The 15,586-nt window shown below is 70.6% G+C and carries 14 protein-coding genes and 3 pseudogenes; 13 read left to right on the top strand and 4 right to left on the bottom strand.

From position 1 onward, the window contains the following. The first annotated feature begins 56 nt into the window (after positions 1 to 56). The 4 genes from ACZ53N_RS30620 (at position 57) to ACZ53N_RS30635 (ending at position 5,001) form a co-directional block, all read left to right on the top strand. Positions 57 to 794, top strand: a complete 738-nt coding sequence (locus tag ACZ53N_RS30620; RefSeq protein ID WP_469144064.1) for a response regulator transcription factor — start codon at positions 57 to 59, stop codon at positions 792 to 794. Continuing rightward, positions 791 to 2,218 (top strand): sensor histidine kinase, encoded by a 1,428-nt coding sequence (locus ACZ53N_RS30625; RefSeq protein WP_469144065.1) that lies wholly within the window; start codon positions 791 to 793, stop codon positions 2,216 to 2,218. The genes ACZ53N_RS30620 and ACZ53N_RS30625 overlap by 4 nt, the downstream gene beginning before the upstream one ends. Positions 2,219 to 2,396: 178 nt before the next feature. Beyond that, positions 2,397 to 3,875, top strand: coding sequence for a cellulose binding domain-containing protein (locus tag ACZ53N_RS30630; RefSeq protein ID WP_469144076.1), 1,479 nt, complete (start codon positions 2,397 to 2,399; stop codon positions 3,873 to 3,875). A 124-nt stretch (positions 3,876 to 3,999) separates the two neighbouring features. Next, complete coding sequence (locus ACZ53N_RS30635; protein WP_469144066.1) at positions 4,000 to 5,001, top strand: lytic polysaccharide monooxygenase auxiliary activity family 9 protein; 1,002 nt, start codon at positions 4,000 to 4,002, stop codon at positions 4,999 to 5,001. A gap of 146 nt (positions 5,002 to 5,147) precedes the next feature. Here the strand turns inward: ACZ53N_RS30635 and ACZ53N_RS30640 are convergent, their stop codons facing one another. After that, on the bottom strand, positions 5,148 to 5,363 hold the full coding sequence (locus ACZ53N_RS30640; RefSeq protein WP_469144077.1) for a hypothetical protein: 216 nt from the start codon (positions 5,361 to 5,363) through the stop codon (positions 5,148 to 5,150). A 237-nt stretch (positions 5,364 to 5,600) separates the two neighbouring features. On the opposite strand from ACZ53N_RS30640, the pseudogene ACZ53N_RS30645 reads away from it, so the two are divergent. The 9 genes and pseudogenes from ACZ53N_RS30645 to ACZ53N_RS30685 form a co-directional block, all read left to right on the top strand. Continuing rightward, positions 5,601 to 6,125, top strand: a pseudogene (locus ACZ53N_RS30645) (cyclase family protein); the annotation flags it as partial. A gap of 1 nt (position 6,126) precedes the next feature. Continuing rightward, positions 6,127 to 7,431, top strand: a pseudogene (locus tag ACZ53N_RS30650) (sugar ABC transporter ATP-binding protein); the annotation flags it as partial. Then, positions 7,428 to 8,480 (top strand): ABC transporter permease, encoded by a 1,053-nt coding sequence (locus ACZ53N_RS30655; RefSeq protein WP_469144067.1) that lies wholly within the window; start codon positions 7,428 to 7,430, stop codon positions 8,478 to 8,480. The pseudogene ACZ53N_RS30650 and the gene ACZ53N_RS30655, both read left to right, overlap by 4 nt. A 45-nt stretch (positions 8,481 to 8,525) precedes the next feature. Then, on the top strand, positions 8,526 to 9,677 hold the full coding sequence (locus tag ACZ53N_RS30660; RefSeq protein WP_469144068.1) for a substrate-binding domain-containing protein: 1,152 nt from the start codon (positions 8,526 to 8,528) through the stop codon (positions 9,675 to 9,677). Between the two features lie 211 nt (positions 9,678 to 9,888). Then, the gene (locus ACZ53N_RS30665; protein ID WP_469144069.1) at positions 9,889 to 10,080 is read left to right on the top strand and encodes a hypothetical protein; all 192 of its coding nucleotides are present in this window, start codon (positions 9,889 to 9,891) and stop codon (positions 10,078 to 10,080) included. Between the two features lie 11 nt (positions 10,081 to 10,091). After that, positions 10,092 to 10,769 (top strand): hypothetical protein, encoded by a 678-nt coding sequence (locus tag ACZ53N_RS30670; protein WP_469144070.1) that lies wholly within the window; start codon positions 10,092 to 10,094, stop codon positions 10,767 to 10,769. After that, the gene (locus ACZ53N_RS30675) at positions 10,766 to 11,707 is read left to right on the top strand and encodes a DUF6895 family protein (RefSeq protein WP_469144071.1); all 942 of its coding nucleotides are present in this window, start codon (positions 10,766 to 10,768) and stop codon (positions 11,705 to 11,707) included. Before ACZ53N_RS30670 ends, ACZ53N_RS30675 begins: the two co-directional genes overlap by 4 nt. Continuing rightward, entirely contained in the window at positions 11,704 to 12,618 is a 915-nt protein-coding gene (locus tag ACZ53N_RS30680; RefSeq protein WP_469144072.1) for a DUF6895 family protein, read from the top strand. Before ACZ53N_RS30675 ends, ACZ53N_RS30680 begins: the two co-directional genes overlap by 4 nt. Then, the gene (locus tag ACZ53N_RS30685) at positions 12,615 to 13,655 is read left to right on the top strand and encodes a serine hydrolase domain-containing protein (RefSeq protein ID WP_469144073.1); all 1,041 of its coding nucleotides are present in this window, start codon (positions 12,615 to 12,617) and stop codon (positions 13,653 to 13,655) included. Before ACZ53N_RS30680 ends, ACZ53N_RS30685 begins: the two co-directional genes overlap by 4 nt. 90 nt (positions 13,656 to 13,745) lie before the next feature. On the opposite strand, the gene ACZ53N_RS30690 is transcribed toward ACZ53N_RS30685, so the two are convergent. The 3 genes and pseudogenes from ACZ53N_RS30690 to ACZ53N_RS30700 all read right to left on the bottom strand — a co-directional run. Continuing rightward, positions 13,746 to 14,147, bottom strand: coding sequence for a GNAT family N-acetyltransferase (locus tag ACZ53N_RS30690; protein ID WP_469144074.1), 402 nt, complete (start codon positions 14,145 to 14,147; stop codon positions 13,746 to 13,748). Between the two features lie 16 nt (positions 14,148 to 14,163). Continuing rightward, the gene (locus tag ACZ53N_RS30695; protein WP_469144078.1) at positions 14,164 to 14,553 is read right to left on the bottom strand and encodes a cytochrome P450; all 390 of its coding nucleotides are present in this window, start codon (positions 14,551 to 14,553) and stop codon (positions 14,164 to 14,166) included. After that, positions 14,511 to 15,404: pseudogene (locus ACZ53N_RS30700) on the bottom strand (cytochrome P450 family protein); the annotation flags it as partial. The gene ACZ53N_RS30695 and the pseudogene ACZ53N_RS30700, both read right to left, overlap by 43 nt. Positions 15,405 to 15,586: the final 182 nt, after the last annotated feature.

Below are 15,586 nucleotides of genomic sequence, written 5' to 3' on the forward strand. Positions count from 1 at the left end.
ATTCCTCGCCTCACCTGGCTCATAGTGCCTCACCCGTATGGCGTACGGTGCGGCCCATGGCAAGACTGCTCGTAGTCGAGGACGATCCGTTCGTGCGCTCCGCCCTCATCCGGCAGCTGACCGAGGCTTCGCACACCGTGCGCAGCGTCGGGACCGCTCTCGAGGCATTGCGGGAAGTGGCACAGGTCGGTTTCGACCTGGTCATCCTCGACCTGGGACTGCCGGATCTCGACGGGGCGCAGGTCTTGAAGATGCTGCGCGGCATCACCGATGTGCCGGTCATCGTGGCCACCGCACGGGACGACGAAGCGGAGATCATCCGGCTGCTCACCGACGGTGCCGACGACTACCTGGTCAAGCCGTTCTCCGTGGCGCACCTGACCGCGCGCATGGCCGCCGTACTGCGCCGGGCGGGCAGGGGTGGCGCGGTGGGCGAGGCGGTGCCGTCCGGGGCACTGCGGGTCGGTGGCCTGTCGGTCGACCCGTTACGCCGACTGGCCGAATTGGACGGCGAGGCGCTGGACTTGACCCGGCGTGAGTTCGACCTGCTCGCTTATCTGGCCGGCCGCCCGGGGGTCGTCGTACCGCGCAAGGAGCTCCTCGCCGAGGTCTGGCAGCAGTCCTACGGCGACGATCAGACCATCGATGTGCACTTGTCGTGGTTGCGCCGGAAGCTGGGCGAGACTGCCGCCAGGCCGCGTTATCTGCACACCGTCCGCGGGGTCGGGGTGAAGTTGGAGCCTCCGGAGGGGCCACCCCCGGTGCCTGCGGAGGCTCCCTTGGAGCAGGCGTGAGGTGGGCCCTCGTCAGGGTTTCGCTGGCCGTCACGGTGATGGTGGTGCTGGCCTTCGCCGTTCCGCTCGGGCTGGTGGTCAAGGAGCTGGCCCGGGACCGTGCCTTCGCCGACGCCGAACGGCAGGCGGCCCAGATACGCCCCGCCCTCGCCATCACCACCGACCGCGAGCAGTTGGAGCGGGCGGTCGCCAGCTCGCAGGCCGGTGGGGACGGGCGACTGGCCGTCCACGTACCGGGCAATGACGGCTCACGGCAGGAGGCGGGTATCGATGCGCGCGGCACGCACGAGGCGTACGACATCGGCCGGCGCCGGGCCGACCCGCGGGATGTGGAGACGGCCCGTCGTGGTCGCTCCGCCGTCACCTCCGTGCCCGGCGGTTACGCCCTGCTCCAGCCGACTGCCCTCAGCACCGGCGAGTTCGCGGTGGTCGAGGTGTACGTGCCGCACCGCGCGGTCAGCAACGGGGTCACCACGTCCTGGGCGATTCTCGCCGGTGTGGGCCTCGGTCTGATCGCCGGTTCCCTCGCCACCGCGGACCGTCTCGGGCTGCGCCTGGTACGCCCGGCGGAGCGGCTCGCGAAGGCCGCCGCCGAGCTCGGGGAGGGCAAGCTGGGCGTGCGCGTCCGCGAGAGCGGCCCGCCGGAACTGCGGGCCGCGGCCGTCGCGTTCAACTCCATGGCCGACAAGATCGTGCAGTTGCTCTCCCATGAGCGGGAGCTCGCCGCCGACCTCTCGCACCGGCTGCGCACCCCGCTCACCGTTCTTCGCCTCAACGCGGCGTCGCTCGGCGAGGGCCCCGCCGCCGAGCAGACCCGCGCCGCCGTCGCGCAGTTGGAACGGGAGGTCGACCAGCTGATCTGCGCCGCCCGTGAACAAGGGGAACGCAAGGAACGGCCCTCGCTCGGCTGTGACGCCTGCGAAGTGATTCGCGACCGGATGGACTTCTGGTCCGCGCTCGCCGAGGACGAGGGGCGTGCGGTACGGCTGGCGGGTGTCGACGCGACCGTACGGGTCCCCGTCGCCCGTCCGGAACTCGTCGCCGCGCTGGACGCGATGCTCGGCAACGTCTTCCGGCACACACCCGAGGGCACCGCCTTCGCGGTGGACGTTCACCACAGCGAGGACGCCGTGATCGTGCTCGTCTCCGACGCGGGGCCGGGCATCGCGGACCCGGACGCCGCACTGCGGCGCGGCCATGGCGACGGCGGGCCCGGCTCCACCGGCCTCGGCCTGGACATCGTGCGCCGGGTCGCGGAGTCCACAGGCGGTGACGTCCGGATCGGGCGGTCGGTGCTCGGCGGTACGGAAGTGCTTGTGTGGCTCTCGCTGGGCGGCGCGGGCAAGCCGCGACGTCGTGAACGGCGCCGCCGGATGCGTCGCTCCCGCGCGGGACGGGAGCCGGGCGGTCGGCGGGACTCCTGAGCCGGCACGCCGACCGGCACCCGGTACCCGGTCGGCCCCGCTTCTTTAACCGTCACCCATGCGGTTCTTAAGCCCGCCATAAATAGCGGGGCCGGGCTCACCATTCGACGATTGGTCCGATTCGTTCTCGCTAGCGTGCTGCCGCGTCACCCCCCAACAGATGACAGGCAGGTACGCGATGGGTTCCTCCGCACATCGCCGACGAGTGAGCCGCAAGGCCAAGCTGGTCGGTATCGGCATCGCCGTGACGCTGGCGACGGGCGCGACGTTCACGCTCACCGGTACGGCCGACGCCGCGTCCGTAGGCGCGGCCTTCTCCCGGACCAACACCTGGACGGGCGGCTACACCGGGCAGTTCGTGGTCACCAACGACACGGCCGAGGAGCTGCCGCACTGGACGTTGACGTTCGAGCTGCCTGAGGGCACGAAGGTCACCTCACTGTGGAACGGCAAGCACACGGTCAGCGGCCGGAGCGTCACCGTCGAACCGGAGAGCTGGAACGGGACCATCGCCCCCGGCAAGTCCGTGACTGTCGGGTTCGTCGCGACCGGGGACGGTGCGGCCGGCGGCCCGGTCACGTGCCGGATCAACAACGGCAAGTGTTCGCCGACCGACTCCCCCGGCCCGCAGCCCTCCACCGAGCCGACGTCCGAGCCGACATCGGAAGCCACCTCCAAGCCGACGTCCCGGCCGAACAAGCCGACGTCCAAGCCGTCGCAGCCGCAGCCGACCGCCAGTTCCCCGGCGCCGGGCGGCAAGGGCGCCGCCGCCTTCTCCCCGTACGTCGACACGCTCCTCCACCCCGCGTACGACCTCCTGGGCACGGCCAGGAAGACCGGTGTCAAGAACTTCAACCTCGCCTTCGTCACCTCCGGCGGCGGTTGCACCCCCAAGTGGGGCGGCGTGAGCGACATCGGCTCCAACCCCGTGGCCCAGCAGATCGGTCCGCTGCGCCAGGCGGGCGGCGATGTGCGCGTCTCCTTCGGCGGCGCCGCCGGCTCCGAACTGGGCCTCGTCTGCTCCTCTGCCGACGAGCTCGCCGCCGCGTACGGCAAGGTGGTGGACGCGTTCAAGCTCACCAAGGTCGACTTCGACATCGAAGGGAGCGCACTGCCCGACACGGCCGCCAACACCCGGCGCGCCCGAGCCATCGCTCTGCTGCAGAAGAAGCACCCTGGACTCGATGTGTCCTTCACCCTGCCGGTGATGCCCACGGGCCTCACCCAGGACGGTGTCGACCTGGTGGCGAACGCCAAGAAGAACGGCGTGTCCATATCCGCGGTCAACATCATGGCGATGGATTACGGAGCGTCCTTCGACGGCGACATGGGGCAGTACGCCATCGACGCGGCCACCGCGACACAGGCCCAGGTCAAGGGCGTGCTGGGGCTCAGCGACAAGGCCGCGTGGAAGACGGTGGCGGTCACCCCGATGATCGGCGTCAACGACGTGGCCACCGAGATCTTCAAGGTCGACGACGCGGCTCAGCTGGTGACGTTCGCCCGGTCCAGGGGGATCGGCTGGCTGTCGATGTGGTCCGCCACGCGCGACAAGCAATGCCCGGGCGGTGCGCAGAAGTCCGCTTCCGCGACGTGCAGCTCGGTCCTCCAGGACGAGTTCGCCTTCACGAAGGCCTTTGCGGCCCTCCGGGGCTGACGCCCTCCCGCTTCCCCCCACCCCTCGCCTTCCCTCTGTCCCCCCACACCGCCCCGCACGCACGGCACCCCCCACCTCGCGCCGGCGTGCGGGGTCCCTCCCCCTCACCCACAAGGAGCCCTCCATGCGCATGCGTCCCCAGGCCGTACGGATATCCCTGGTCGGAATCACGCCCCTCGCCCTCGCCGCGCTGACCGCCGGACCGGCCGCGGCGCACGGTTCCATGACGGATCCCGTCAGCCGTGTGTCCGCCTGTTTCGCCGAGGGACCGGAGCATCCGCGCTCGGCTGCCTGCAAGGCGATGGTCGCCGCCGGGGGCACCCAGCCGCTCTACGACTGGAACGAGGTCAACATCGGCGACGCCGCCGGGCGCCACCGCCAGATCATCCCGGACGGCAAGCTGTGCAGCGCCGGACGTGACAAGTACAAGGGCCTGGACCTGCCGCGCGCCGACTGGCCGGGGACGAAACTGGCTTCGGGAAAGCACACCTTCCGCTACCGGGCGACGGCTCCGCACCGCGGCACGTTCGAGCTCTACATCACGAAGGCCGGTTACGACCCGAAGAAGCCGCTGACGTGGGCGAACCTGGAGGCGAAGCCGTTCGCCAAGGTCACCGACCCCACCTTGAAGGACGGAAGCTACGTCTTCGACGGCACGGTCCCGAAGAGGTCGGGCCGTCACCTGATCTACAGCGTCTGGCAGCGGTCCGACAGCCCCGAAGCCTTCTACACCTGCTCCGATGTGGACTTCGGCAAGAAGGCTCCGGCAACGAAGGCACTGGCACCGGCGTCCGCTCCCAGCGACGAACAGATCGCCACGGCAGCCGGAAAGTCGACGGTCGACCACGGCGGGCACGGTGGTGACGGACCCGGCGAAGGCCCGCACACCAAGAGCGGGCCCGCCGAAAGCAGTCACGGCGACACCACGCAGGCGGGGGACGGACATGAGCCCCGCGCCACGGCGAAGGCCGCGAACGCCCCGTCCGCCCAAGGCGGGCGTCTCGCCGAGACCGGCGGCGACAGCCGTACGACCGTGCTGGCGGTCGGCGGCGCCGGGGTCGTGGCAGCCGGTGCCGCCACCCTGATGCTGACCGCGCGGCGGCGCTCGGCCCGCAACCACGGCTGACACCGGCCGGTGGCCGGCCCGGTGCCGAACCAATGCCCCCGTATCGGGGGCTCCTGGCACCGGGCCGGCCACCGATAGGGCTTCGCCTCACCGGGCAGGCGGGGCATCGGTCGCGGGACCGCCGCCCAGACAATCGGGGGAACCGCTCAGCGGTAGTCGTCCTCGTTCAGCTCCACCACCCGGGCCTGCTCCGCCCGGTCACGCTCGTCAGCGGAGTCGGGGTCGCCATCGGCGAGAAACGCGTCGCACTGCCGAGCGAGGTAGGCGTGCTGTTCCGCCGAGTCGGTCTCCGGTGCTTCTGCTTCGATGGTGGCAGTGCCCTCGGCCTCGAAGGTGTCAGGGTCTGTGGGGTCCACGGGCATGGTCGTCGCCTGGCAGCTCGGCTGAGGGATCTCGCCAGAGTGCATGTCCCCCACGGCATCGGCCGCAGCAGTCCGAGTCGCCATTTCACCCGTGCGGAGGAGATCATCGGATGGAAGGGCGAACAGCCCGCCCTTTCGCCAGGGCCTCCCCGGCCCCGCCCGTCAGCCGCGTCGACAACGCTGCGGGTCAATACACGTAGAACCAGTCCCCCTTCTCCTTGGAGCGCTGAGCAGCAGATGAGCAGCGATCCCACCGATGCGCCGACACCGGCTCCCCCGTCGGCCACTGCCCGTCACGGGCCTGCTGTCGCCCGTGAGGAGTTCGACGCGCTCTTCGAGACGGTCCGCGCGTGGGGCCGTTGGGCGCCCGCCGATCGCGGGGCGTGGAACCAGGTGACCGCGGACCACGTCCGGCGGGCCACCGCCCTGGTCCGGTCGGGGACCGTCGTCACGATGGCACGGCCGTGGGACACCGTCTCAGGCCCGGACAACAGCAAGCCGGCGTTGCATTACATGTCCGATCTCGGTGACGTGGAGCCCGCGGAGCCCTCCACCCACAAGGACTTCATCGGCGCCGACTACCACGGCAAGGGCGTCAGCCATCTGGACGCGCTGTCCCACATCGCCTACCGCGGGCAGCTCTACGACGGCGGTACGGCACGGGAGCTCGTCGGCGCCGGTGGGGCCCGCTTCGGTGACGTCTCGGCTCTCGGTCCGTTGGTGACCAAGGGGGTGCTCCTCGACCTGCCCGCCGTTCTCGGCTCCGCTCGGCACCGAGGCGGCCTCCCGTGCGATGTCGTTCATCCACCAGGACCTGGGCCTGGTCGGGTGGATGACGGTCGCCGAGAACATCGCCCTGGGCACCGGATATCCACGCCGGGCGGGGCTCGTGTCCTGGCGGCGGACCCGTCGGCAGTGCGCCGAGGCCCTGGGCACCGTCGCCGCGCACCTCGACCCGGATGCCGTCGTCGCGGACCTGACCCGGGCCGAACGCTCCCTGGTGGCCATCGCCCGCGCGCTGTGTACGCGGGCCGAGCTCATCGTCCTCGACGAGCCGACCGCCAGCCTCCCGGCGGCGGACTGCGCCCGGCTCTTCGACGTCCTGCACACCCTGCGCGACCACGGCCACGCCATCGTGTTCGTCACCCACCGGCTCGACGAGGTGTACAAGGTCGCGGACACCTTCGCCGTCCTGCGCGACGGCCGCCTCATCAGCCACGGCCCGCTCGCCGGCCACGGCCCCGCCCGGCTGGTGCACGACATCGTGGGCTACGAACCGGGCGGCCACCGGCTCGCCGCCCCCGCCGCGGGACCCGCCGTCCTGAGCCTCGATCGTGTACGGACCCACAGCACGGGACCAGTCAGCCTGCGCCTGCGCGCCGGTGAGGTCCTCGGCATGGTGGGTCTGACCGGCGCCGGGCACATGGAACTGGGCCGTGCCCTCGCCGGCGCCCGGCCGATCGTCGAGGGACGAGCCCTGCTCGACGGCCGGCCGTACCGGCCCGGCACGGTCACCGCCGCTGTCGACGCCGGCACCGGCTTCGTGACCAGCGACCGGCAGGAAGAAGGCTGTGCTCCCGAACTGACCGTGCGGGAGAACTTCCTGGCCAACCCCGGGGCAAGGGGCCGGGGCCTGCGGGGCAGGCACTGGATCAGCCCCGGGCGCGAGCGCGCCGAGGCCACCGCCCTGATCGAACGGTTCGCCGTGCGGCCCCGGGACAGCGAGGTCCCGATCGCCACCCTGTCCGGAGGAAACCAGCAGAAGGTCATGATCGGCCGGTGGCTCGGGCTGAGCCGAAGACTACTGATCCTGGAGGAGCCGACCGCCGGAGTGGACGTCGGCGCCAAGGCCGCGATCTACGGTCTGCTCCGGAACGCGCTGGCCGGGGGTCTCGCCGTGCTGCTCGTCTCCACCGACTTCGAGGAGGTCGCAGGCGTGTGTCATCGCGCCCTGGTGTTCGTCCGCGGGACCGTGACGGCGGAGCTGAGCGGTGACGCCCTCACCGTCGCCGCACTGGCCGGCGCTGCCTCGGACATGGACGCCCTCACCGGGACGCCCGGACGGTGACCCCCGCCCGCGCCCCCTCGCCCCGTCCCCCGCTGAGCCGCCGGTTCGGACACCTCATCGGCGCCTACGGCCTCCTGGCCCTCGGCGCCCTGCTGTTCCTGGCCTTCTCCCTCACGCTGCCGGACACCTTTCCCACGCTGGACAACATCTCCGCCGTCCTGTCCAACCAGTCGATCCCCGCGATCCTCGCGCTCGGGGCGACGATCCCCATCGCCACCGGCAAGTTCGACCTGTCCCTCGGCTACGGTCTCGGTCTCGCGCACGTCATGACGATGCAGCTCATCGTCACCGAGGGATGGTCCTGGCCCCTCGTGTGCCTCGTGGTGGTCCTCGGTGGGGCCTTCGTCGGCGCTGTCAACGGTCTCGTCGTCGAATTCGCGAGGATCGACTCCTTCATCGCCACCCTCGGCACCGGCAGCATCATGTACGCCTTCACCGGCTGGATCACCGAGGGGGCACGGATCGTCCCCGGACCGCACGGTCTGCCGGCCGACTTCACCGCCCTCTACGACTCCCGGTTCCTCGGCCTGCCGGTAGCGGCCTTCTACGTTCTCGCCCTCACCGCCGTGCTGTGGCTGCTCCTGGAGCGGCTGCCCTTCGGCCGGTACCTGTACGTGATCGGGTCCAACCCCCGGGCGGCCGACCTGGTGGGCATCCCCTCACGGCGCTATGTCGTCTGTGCCTTCGTCGGCTCGGGCCTGGTCGTCGGCGTCGCCGGTGTCCTGCTCGCCGCGCAGCAGCAGATCGGCAACCCCAGTGTCGGCATGGACTACCTGCTGCCCGCCTTCGTCGGCGCCCTCCTCGGCTCCACGGCCATCAGGCCCGGCCGCGCCAACGCCCTGGGCACCCTCGTCGCCGTCACCGTCCTCGCCATCGGCCTCGCCGGCATCGGACAGCTCGGCGCCCAGTTCTGGGTCACCCCGCTGTTCAACGGCGCCACCCTGCTCATCGCCGTCGGCCTGGCCGGCTATGCCGCGCGCCGACAACTGCGCCAACGGCGGCCGGAGCCCTCCCGGTCACCCCACGCCCCGCCCGAAGCCGCCTCGTGACTCGGGTCGTCCGCTCCACCGACATCCCCTCCGCGAGGAGTGCCCTTGCAGACGCACCGCAAGACCGTCCTGGGGGGCGTAGTCGTCCTGGCAGCGGCGGCCACCGTCCTCGTCGGTTGTGAGCGCGGTGCGTCGACCGGCGTCGCGCCCCTCTCCTCGGGGCCGACGGAGGCCAGTTGCCCTGCCGCCCTGGGCAAGGCCGAAGCGGCCGTGCGGCAGGCCGAGAAGACCGACGCCCCGTGGAACGGTCCCACCAGGGGGCCCAAGGCGGTCTCCGGCAAGAACATCGTCTACGTCGCGCAGACCATGACCAACCCCGGCGTCGCCGGCACCGCCCACGGTGTCCGGGAAGCCGCAAGAGCCATCGGCTGGAACGTCCGGGTGATCGACGGCCAGGGCACCCCCGCGGGGATCCAGGCGGCGTTCAGCCAGGCCATCGCCCTCCGGCCCTCCGGGATCGTCATCGGTGGCTTCGACCCCCGCCTGACGTCCCAACAGGTCGCCAGGGCCACCGCGGAACACATTCCGCTCATCGGCTGGCACGCGGTCGACTCCCCCGGTCCCAGCAAGGACCCCGAACTTTTCAGCAACATCACCACCAGGGTCGAGGACGTCGCGAGGATCAGCGCGGACTGGATCACGACGCACTCCCACGGCGACGCCGGAGTCGTCGTATTCACCGATGCCTCGATTCCGTTCGCCAGGAACAAATCCGAGCTGATCAAGAAGGGTCTCGCCGCCTGCTCCGGTGTGAAACTCCTCGCCGAGGAGAACATCCCGATCTCGGACACCAGCAATCGGACTCCCCGGGAGGTGTCCGCGCTGCTCTCCCGGTTCGGGGAGAAGTGGACCCACTCCGTCGCCATCAACGACGTGTACTTCGCCGACGCCGCCCCGGCCCTGCGCGCGGCACGCAAGAAGGGCGCCGCGGCCCCCTTCAACATCGGCGCGGGCGACGGCGATCCGTCCGCCTTCCAACGCATCAACAGCAAGCAATTCCAGGCAGCCACCGTGCCGGAGGCGCTTTCGGAGCAGGGCTGGCAGATTGTCGACGAGTTCAACCGCGCCTTTTCCGGCGAGCCCGCCAGCGGATACGTCGCCCCGGTTCACATCGCCACGGCCGCCAACAGCGGCGGAACCACGACCTGGGACCCACCCGGCTACCGCGCGGCGTACCGGACGATCTGGGGCACGTGAGACGTCGTTGCCGCCAGTGGCGGCGAGTGCCCTGCGGGCGCGTCCTCAAACGCCGGGCGGGCTGGTTTGGGCTGAGCTCAGCAACCAGCCCGTCCGGCGTTTGAGGACACAGCACAGCAACGAGGTTGTCATTTCAACCTATTTGCGGCATGACTCGGATTGGGTTCCACTGGGAGAGGAAGCTCGATTTCGACCTGGAAGGGATGGTCGCATGTCACTCATCGACCGTGCGACAAAGGACCAGAAGCTGTCAGCTGCCGACGTCGAATCGGCCCTCGACCCGGTGGAAGCGGAAGGCACGTACCGCGACACGCGCGAATGTGCGGCGCTTGCCCTTCAGGCTGGTGGTGGCCAAGCCCTGCTGTCGCCTCCGACGCCGCGGCCCAAGAAGGACAAGGGCTGAGGTGGGGCCTCATGGAGCAGCCTGACACGTCCACCCCTCTGGCGGGCGCGGTGCAGGAGCTCGCATCGCAGGTGGCCTCCGCCCTTCGCGGTGGAGACCACCTCGGTGTGTTGGGCAGGGTGGTGTCCGTCGCAGGTCCGGGCAGGGACGATGTCACCCTGGCCGCCGTACGCGTTCTGGGCTCCGACGCCCTGCTGCCGAGTGTGCTGCTGGGGCGGCCGGTTGCCCCCGAGGACCGGGCGGTCTTCGAGCAGGCGGCATCCGCCTTCCCGCCCGCCGCGGGTGCCGGGCCCTCCTCGGTGTGGAGCCATTGGGCGATGCGGCGTACGATCGGAGAGGGCGGCACCGAGCCGGGAACCCAGTGGCTCGATGCAGCACCGTGGCAGGTTCTGACGCGGCAACTGGCCCTCCTGGCAGCCCTGGCCGTGCCCGGCGCCGACTGCGGCGTCGGCCGACTGGCCGCTGCCCGCCCGGTGGATGTCGCCCGCGGTTTCGTCCGGGCGGTGCGTCGCCGCGACTGGCTGCAGGCGGCCGGAGCAGGTCGTTGGCTGTCACTGATTGATGGTGTCCCCGAGAGCCTGAGGCTGGCTGAGGGGCTTGAGTTCGTGAACCTCATGGCAGGTGACACCCCCCGCGTCGCACTGCAGTTGCGGGCCGCTCAGCTCTTGCGTACCGGAGCCCTGGTGTGAACGGCGAGACGGTGGACGTCGCGCGCACGGGGGAGGAGGCCTTGCGCTGGCTGTCGCAGAACAGGGCCGGCTTTTGCCTGTGCGATGGCGTCCTGGACGCCGCCACTGAGGTCGACCGCACATTGAAACCGCTGGGAGAACTGGCCCAGGTATGCGTCTGCGTGTGCAGGCACACCCGCCCCGGCACTCCTCACCACCGGCTTGCGGCCGAACTGCTCGCATTTGCCTGGGACGAGACCGACCACGGTGCGCTCTTTCTTGAGTTGCAGCGCCTGGAGCCGGCCGGTACCTACCCGCTGGAGTTCTATGCCGCTTTCGCCTCCGCCGGGTTGCGGCACAGCGGGTTCGAGGAGTTCGCTGCGACGGTCACCGGCACCCGCGGCTGGCGGGCCACCGAGCAGTACCCCAACCGTCTGCTGGGCGTGCTCAACACCGAGCGGCGCACCGGCTTGCCGGCTCACGAGGAAGACGGGGTGGTCTTGTGCCGCACCTGGCTCGGGTCTCTCCCCGAGCCGTGGATGTTCGAACGCGGTGCGGGATATTCCGCTACCCATGTCATCTTTCATCTCACCGACTGGGGCCGCGCTGTCCACCAGGTGCCGTCATGGCTTGCCGCCTACCTGGAGACGTGGCTTCCGCCCTGGCTCGACACCTGCCTGGATGCCGGGCAGTGGGATCTGAGCTGTGAACTGCTGGCCGTGGCCGCCAGTCTCCCCAGCCCGCCGGACAGGGCCATGGTCGAGGACGCTTGGGCCACGGTGGCCAACGCGCAAGAACCCTCGGGCGCCCTGGCCGAGGCCGGACCCGCACCTCACCGGCTCGCCCTGCCACACGATTTCCTCCACTGCTACCACTCCACGCTGATGGCGGCCTATGCCGCCGCGCTGACCAGCGCGCGTCTCGCCTGTGACGCCGTTGGCGGACAGGGGCTGCCATGACCAGCACTCGTCTGATCCACAACGTCGGCCGGGGGGCTGTTGAGTGGCTGTATGCGCACCGCGACGGGTTCCGGCTGGAGCAGGACGCCGACCCGGAGACCGGTTTCCTGGACCGCTTCAAACCGATCGGTGAACTGGCCATGATCGGCAGAGTGCTGTTCCGGGAGGGTGTATCCGGCTCCCGGGAGACCGACCTGGTGCGCCTACTGCTCGACCATGCCTGGCGGGTGGCTCTGGACGGCGGCCGCATGCTGATCCGCGGACAGCGTATCGAGCCTCTGTCACCCATTCCGTTCGAGACCTACCTGCCGTTCCGTGAACTGGGCTACGAAAGCCCGGAGATGGAGCAGTGGGTGCGCGTCAGCCACCGGTTCGGCAGCCGGGGAGCCCTTGAGGTGCTGCCCGTTCGGCGTCTGGGCCTGTCCGCGTGCGAGCGCCGCTTCGGGCTGGAGCCCGCCGTGCCCGAGCCGCAGGCCCTGCGACGGACGTGGCTGGGCCGCACACCCGAGCCCTGGAACGTGGACACGCGGGTCGGATACGACATCACCCACACCGTCTTCCACCTCACCGACTGGGGCGAGAGGCCCGACGGGGTGCCGGCCGGGCTGGCCGCCTACCTCAACACCTGGCTGCCTGCCTGGCTGGACGACTGGCTGGACCTGCGCCGCTGGGACCTGTTGGGCGAGCTCCTCGTCGTCGATGCCTGTCTGCCCCGCCCCACCCTGGACGAGCGTGCCTGGGAAGGGTTCGCCGCCGCCCAGCAGCCCGATGGAGCGATGCCCGCAGTGCACCGGATGCCCGAGGGGGACCCCGGGGACGTCTTCGACATCGTCTACCACCCCACGCTGATCGCCGCCTTCGCCTCCGTCCTGGCCACCTCCCGCGTCCTGACCCGGATGGCCGCCGCATGACCACCACCGCCGCGCTGGACGATGACACGGCGGTGGCCGCGCGGCTCGAGGAGGCCGTTCGCACCGTCGACGCCCCCGACGTGGTCTTCGCCTTTTCCCGCGACGGCCGGACCACCCTCCGGTCCGGTGGCACCGCGCCACCCCCGCCCGTCCCCCGCGAACAGCTGCGCTACGAGCTCGGGTCGGCCTCCAAGACCTACGCGGGACTGCTGCTGGCCGAGCTGACCGGCTCCGGCACGCTGTCCGCAACGGATCCGGCCACCGCCCACCTCGACCCCGGCCACGTACACGGCAGGCGCTCCGCGATCACGCTGACACACCTGATCACCCACACCTCGGGCCTTCCCCCCTTGCCCGCGGACTTCTACCCCCAGGGCCTGCCCCGCTGGTCCACCAACCCCTACGCCCGCTACCCACCCCAGCGGGTCGTGCGCGCCTTCCTGCGCCACCATCCGCGCCACCGGCCCGGCACCCGCTGGCGCTATTCCAACTTCGCCGTCGCCGTCCTCGGCCACTCCCTGGCCGCCGCCACCGCCACCCCGTGGGAAGATCTCCTCACCCATCGGGTACTCGATTCCCTCGGACTGACCGACACCGCCCTGCACCCCGGCGGACCGGGCACCGACGCCACCGGCCACCGCGCCGACGGCAGGACGCCCGTGCCCGCCCTGCACATCGGCGGATTCGCCGCCGCCGGAGCCATCCGGGCCACTCCAGGCGACGTGCTCACTTTCCTCGAGGCCCATCTGCGCCCCGACACAGCCGGCCCGCTGGCCGACGCACTGCGCGAGGTACGCCGCCCCGTACTGCGCCGCGGGCTGAGGCACCAGCACGTACACACACTGACCTGGTTTCAGCACCCCACCGACCTGGGGCCGTTGTACTTCCACGCCGGAGCGACCAGTGGCCAGCAAGCCTTCCTGGGCTTCCGGCCCGATACCGGCACAGCACTGGCCGCACTCTGCACCCGCCGCTGTCGCACCCACGACGCCCTGGTGGCCACGGCCTACGACCTGCTGTTCCAGCGACTCCCGTAAAAAGAGCTCCCCGAGCAGTCGCCACACGGCAGCGTCATCGAAAGCCGGTGGCCTGCTGGGCCGCGGGAGTCCGCACACCTCCTGCGGGTATCAACACGCTCGCTGGTATTCGACCTGGTCAAGAGCGTTCCCATCACCGAAGTCGAAGGTGCGCGCGGTGCCGCACTCGGTGAAGCCGCACTTGCTGTAGAAGCGACGGGATCGTGGGGTGTCAGGCAGTGTCCACAGGTGTACCTGGGCGAATCCGTCATTGCGCACGTGGAGCAGCGTCTCGGCCATCAATACGGCGGCGACGCCTCCGCCCCAGCTGTCGGGGCGGCTGTAGAAGGTGTGGATCTCGGCCAGGCCCGGCCGGGTCGAGGACGGGCTGAAGGCGGACAGTGCCAGAGGGCGGCTGTCGCGTTCGGTCAGCAGGATCGTCGCTGTTCCCTGCGCGATCCTTTCGTGCCATCGCGTCCGCCTGCTCCGGACCGCACCTGCGGCGAACTCCACGGGTAGCGCAACGACGTCACCAGGCGACCGGCAGTGTCTCCGGTCCGCGGATCAGGGCGGCGCGCTGTCCGCGGATCAGGGCGGCGCGCTGCCACGCGATCTCCTTCGCCGGCACGGCGAGCCGCAGGTCCGGGAACCGGGTGAGCAGGCCGGAAAGCATGATCTCGGACTCCAGTCGGGCGAGCATCGAGGCCAGGCAGAAATGGGGCCCGTGCCCGAAGGAGAGGTGGGGAACGCGCGGCCGGTCGATGTCGAGCTCGTCCGGGCGCTCGAAGACGGACGGGTCGCGGTTGGCGGTGAGTAGGAGGCGTACACCACCTCGCCCGCGGCGATGAGGGTGCCACCGACCTCCACGTCCTCGGTGGCGATGCGGGCGATGCCCACTCCACGGCGGTGCGGGACCCAGCGCAGAAGCTCCTCGAGAGCTTGCGGCAGGAGCGCCGGTTCGGCCCGCAGCCTGGCCGCCAGGCCGGGCTCGGTGAGCAGGGCGTAGACCATGTTGGCGCTGTTGTTGCGGACGGCGTGGGTGGCGCTGATCTGGATCAGCACGGCCAGGGCGACAGCCTCCGCCTCACTGAGTTCCCCGCTCGCCACCGCCGCGGCCAGGTCACCGGACAGATCTTCTCGCGGTTCGGCGCGACGACGCCGAAGGAGCGCGACGAAGTACTCCCGGATTTCGGCCTTGGCCGCCTCGCTCTCCTCCCGCGTGAACGCCGCTGTCAGGAGGATGCTCGTCCAGTGCGCCATGCGGGGTCGGTCGGAGAGAGGTACGCCCATCACTTGACTGATCACCGTCAACGGCAGGGGGCCGTTGAGCTGCTCCATCAGGTCTGCCGGGCTGCCGTGCCGCTCCATGCCGTCGAGCAGCTCGTCGGCCGTCCGCTGCACGAAGGGCCGAAGCCGCTCCATACTGCGGGTGGAGAAGGCCCGGGCGACGGCTTTGCGCAGCTGGGCGTGGCGGGGCGGATCGGCGAAGCCCACGGCCTCGTCCTGGGGGATGGTGTGCGGGGACAGCCTGGTGACGGACCGGCCGATCAGCGCCCGCCGGCTGAAGCGCGCGTCGGAGGTCACGAGTTTGACGTCCTCGTAGCGGGTGACGAGCCAGGCGTGGCCCTCACCGTAGGGCAGCCTGATCCGGGCGATCGGCTCGTGATGCAGCAAGTGGGTCATGAACGGGTCGACGTCCAGGGCCGGCAGGTCGTCAACTGCCCAGTCGTGAGCCGGAAGCGGTCCTGTCGTGGAATCGGTCGTCGTCATCGGCGCGCCCCCATCGTCCTTCGGCTGTCACGCCGACCTCTGCCCCGCCGTCGTGAGGCTGACCTGATGATTCCCGTAGACCGTTAACCTCACCGTTTCGGTTGGGGTGAGGCCGGATGCGGGGCGGAATCACGAAAGTGCCTTCTGGGCTGGGACGATGAACCTTGTCGAGGGGTTCTGTC

The sequence above is a fragment of the Streptomyces sp. NPDC033229 genome, from assembly GCF_055576875.1.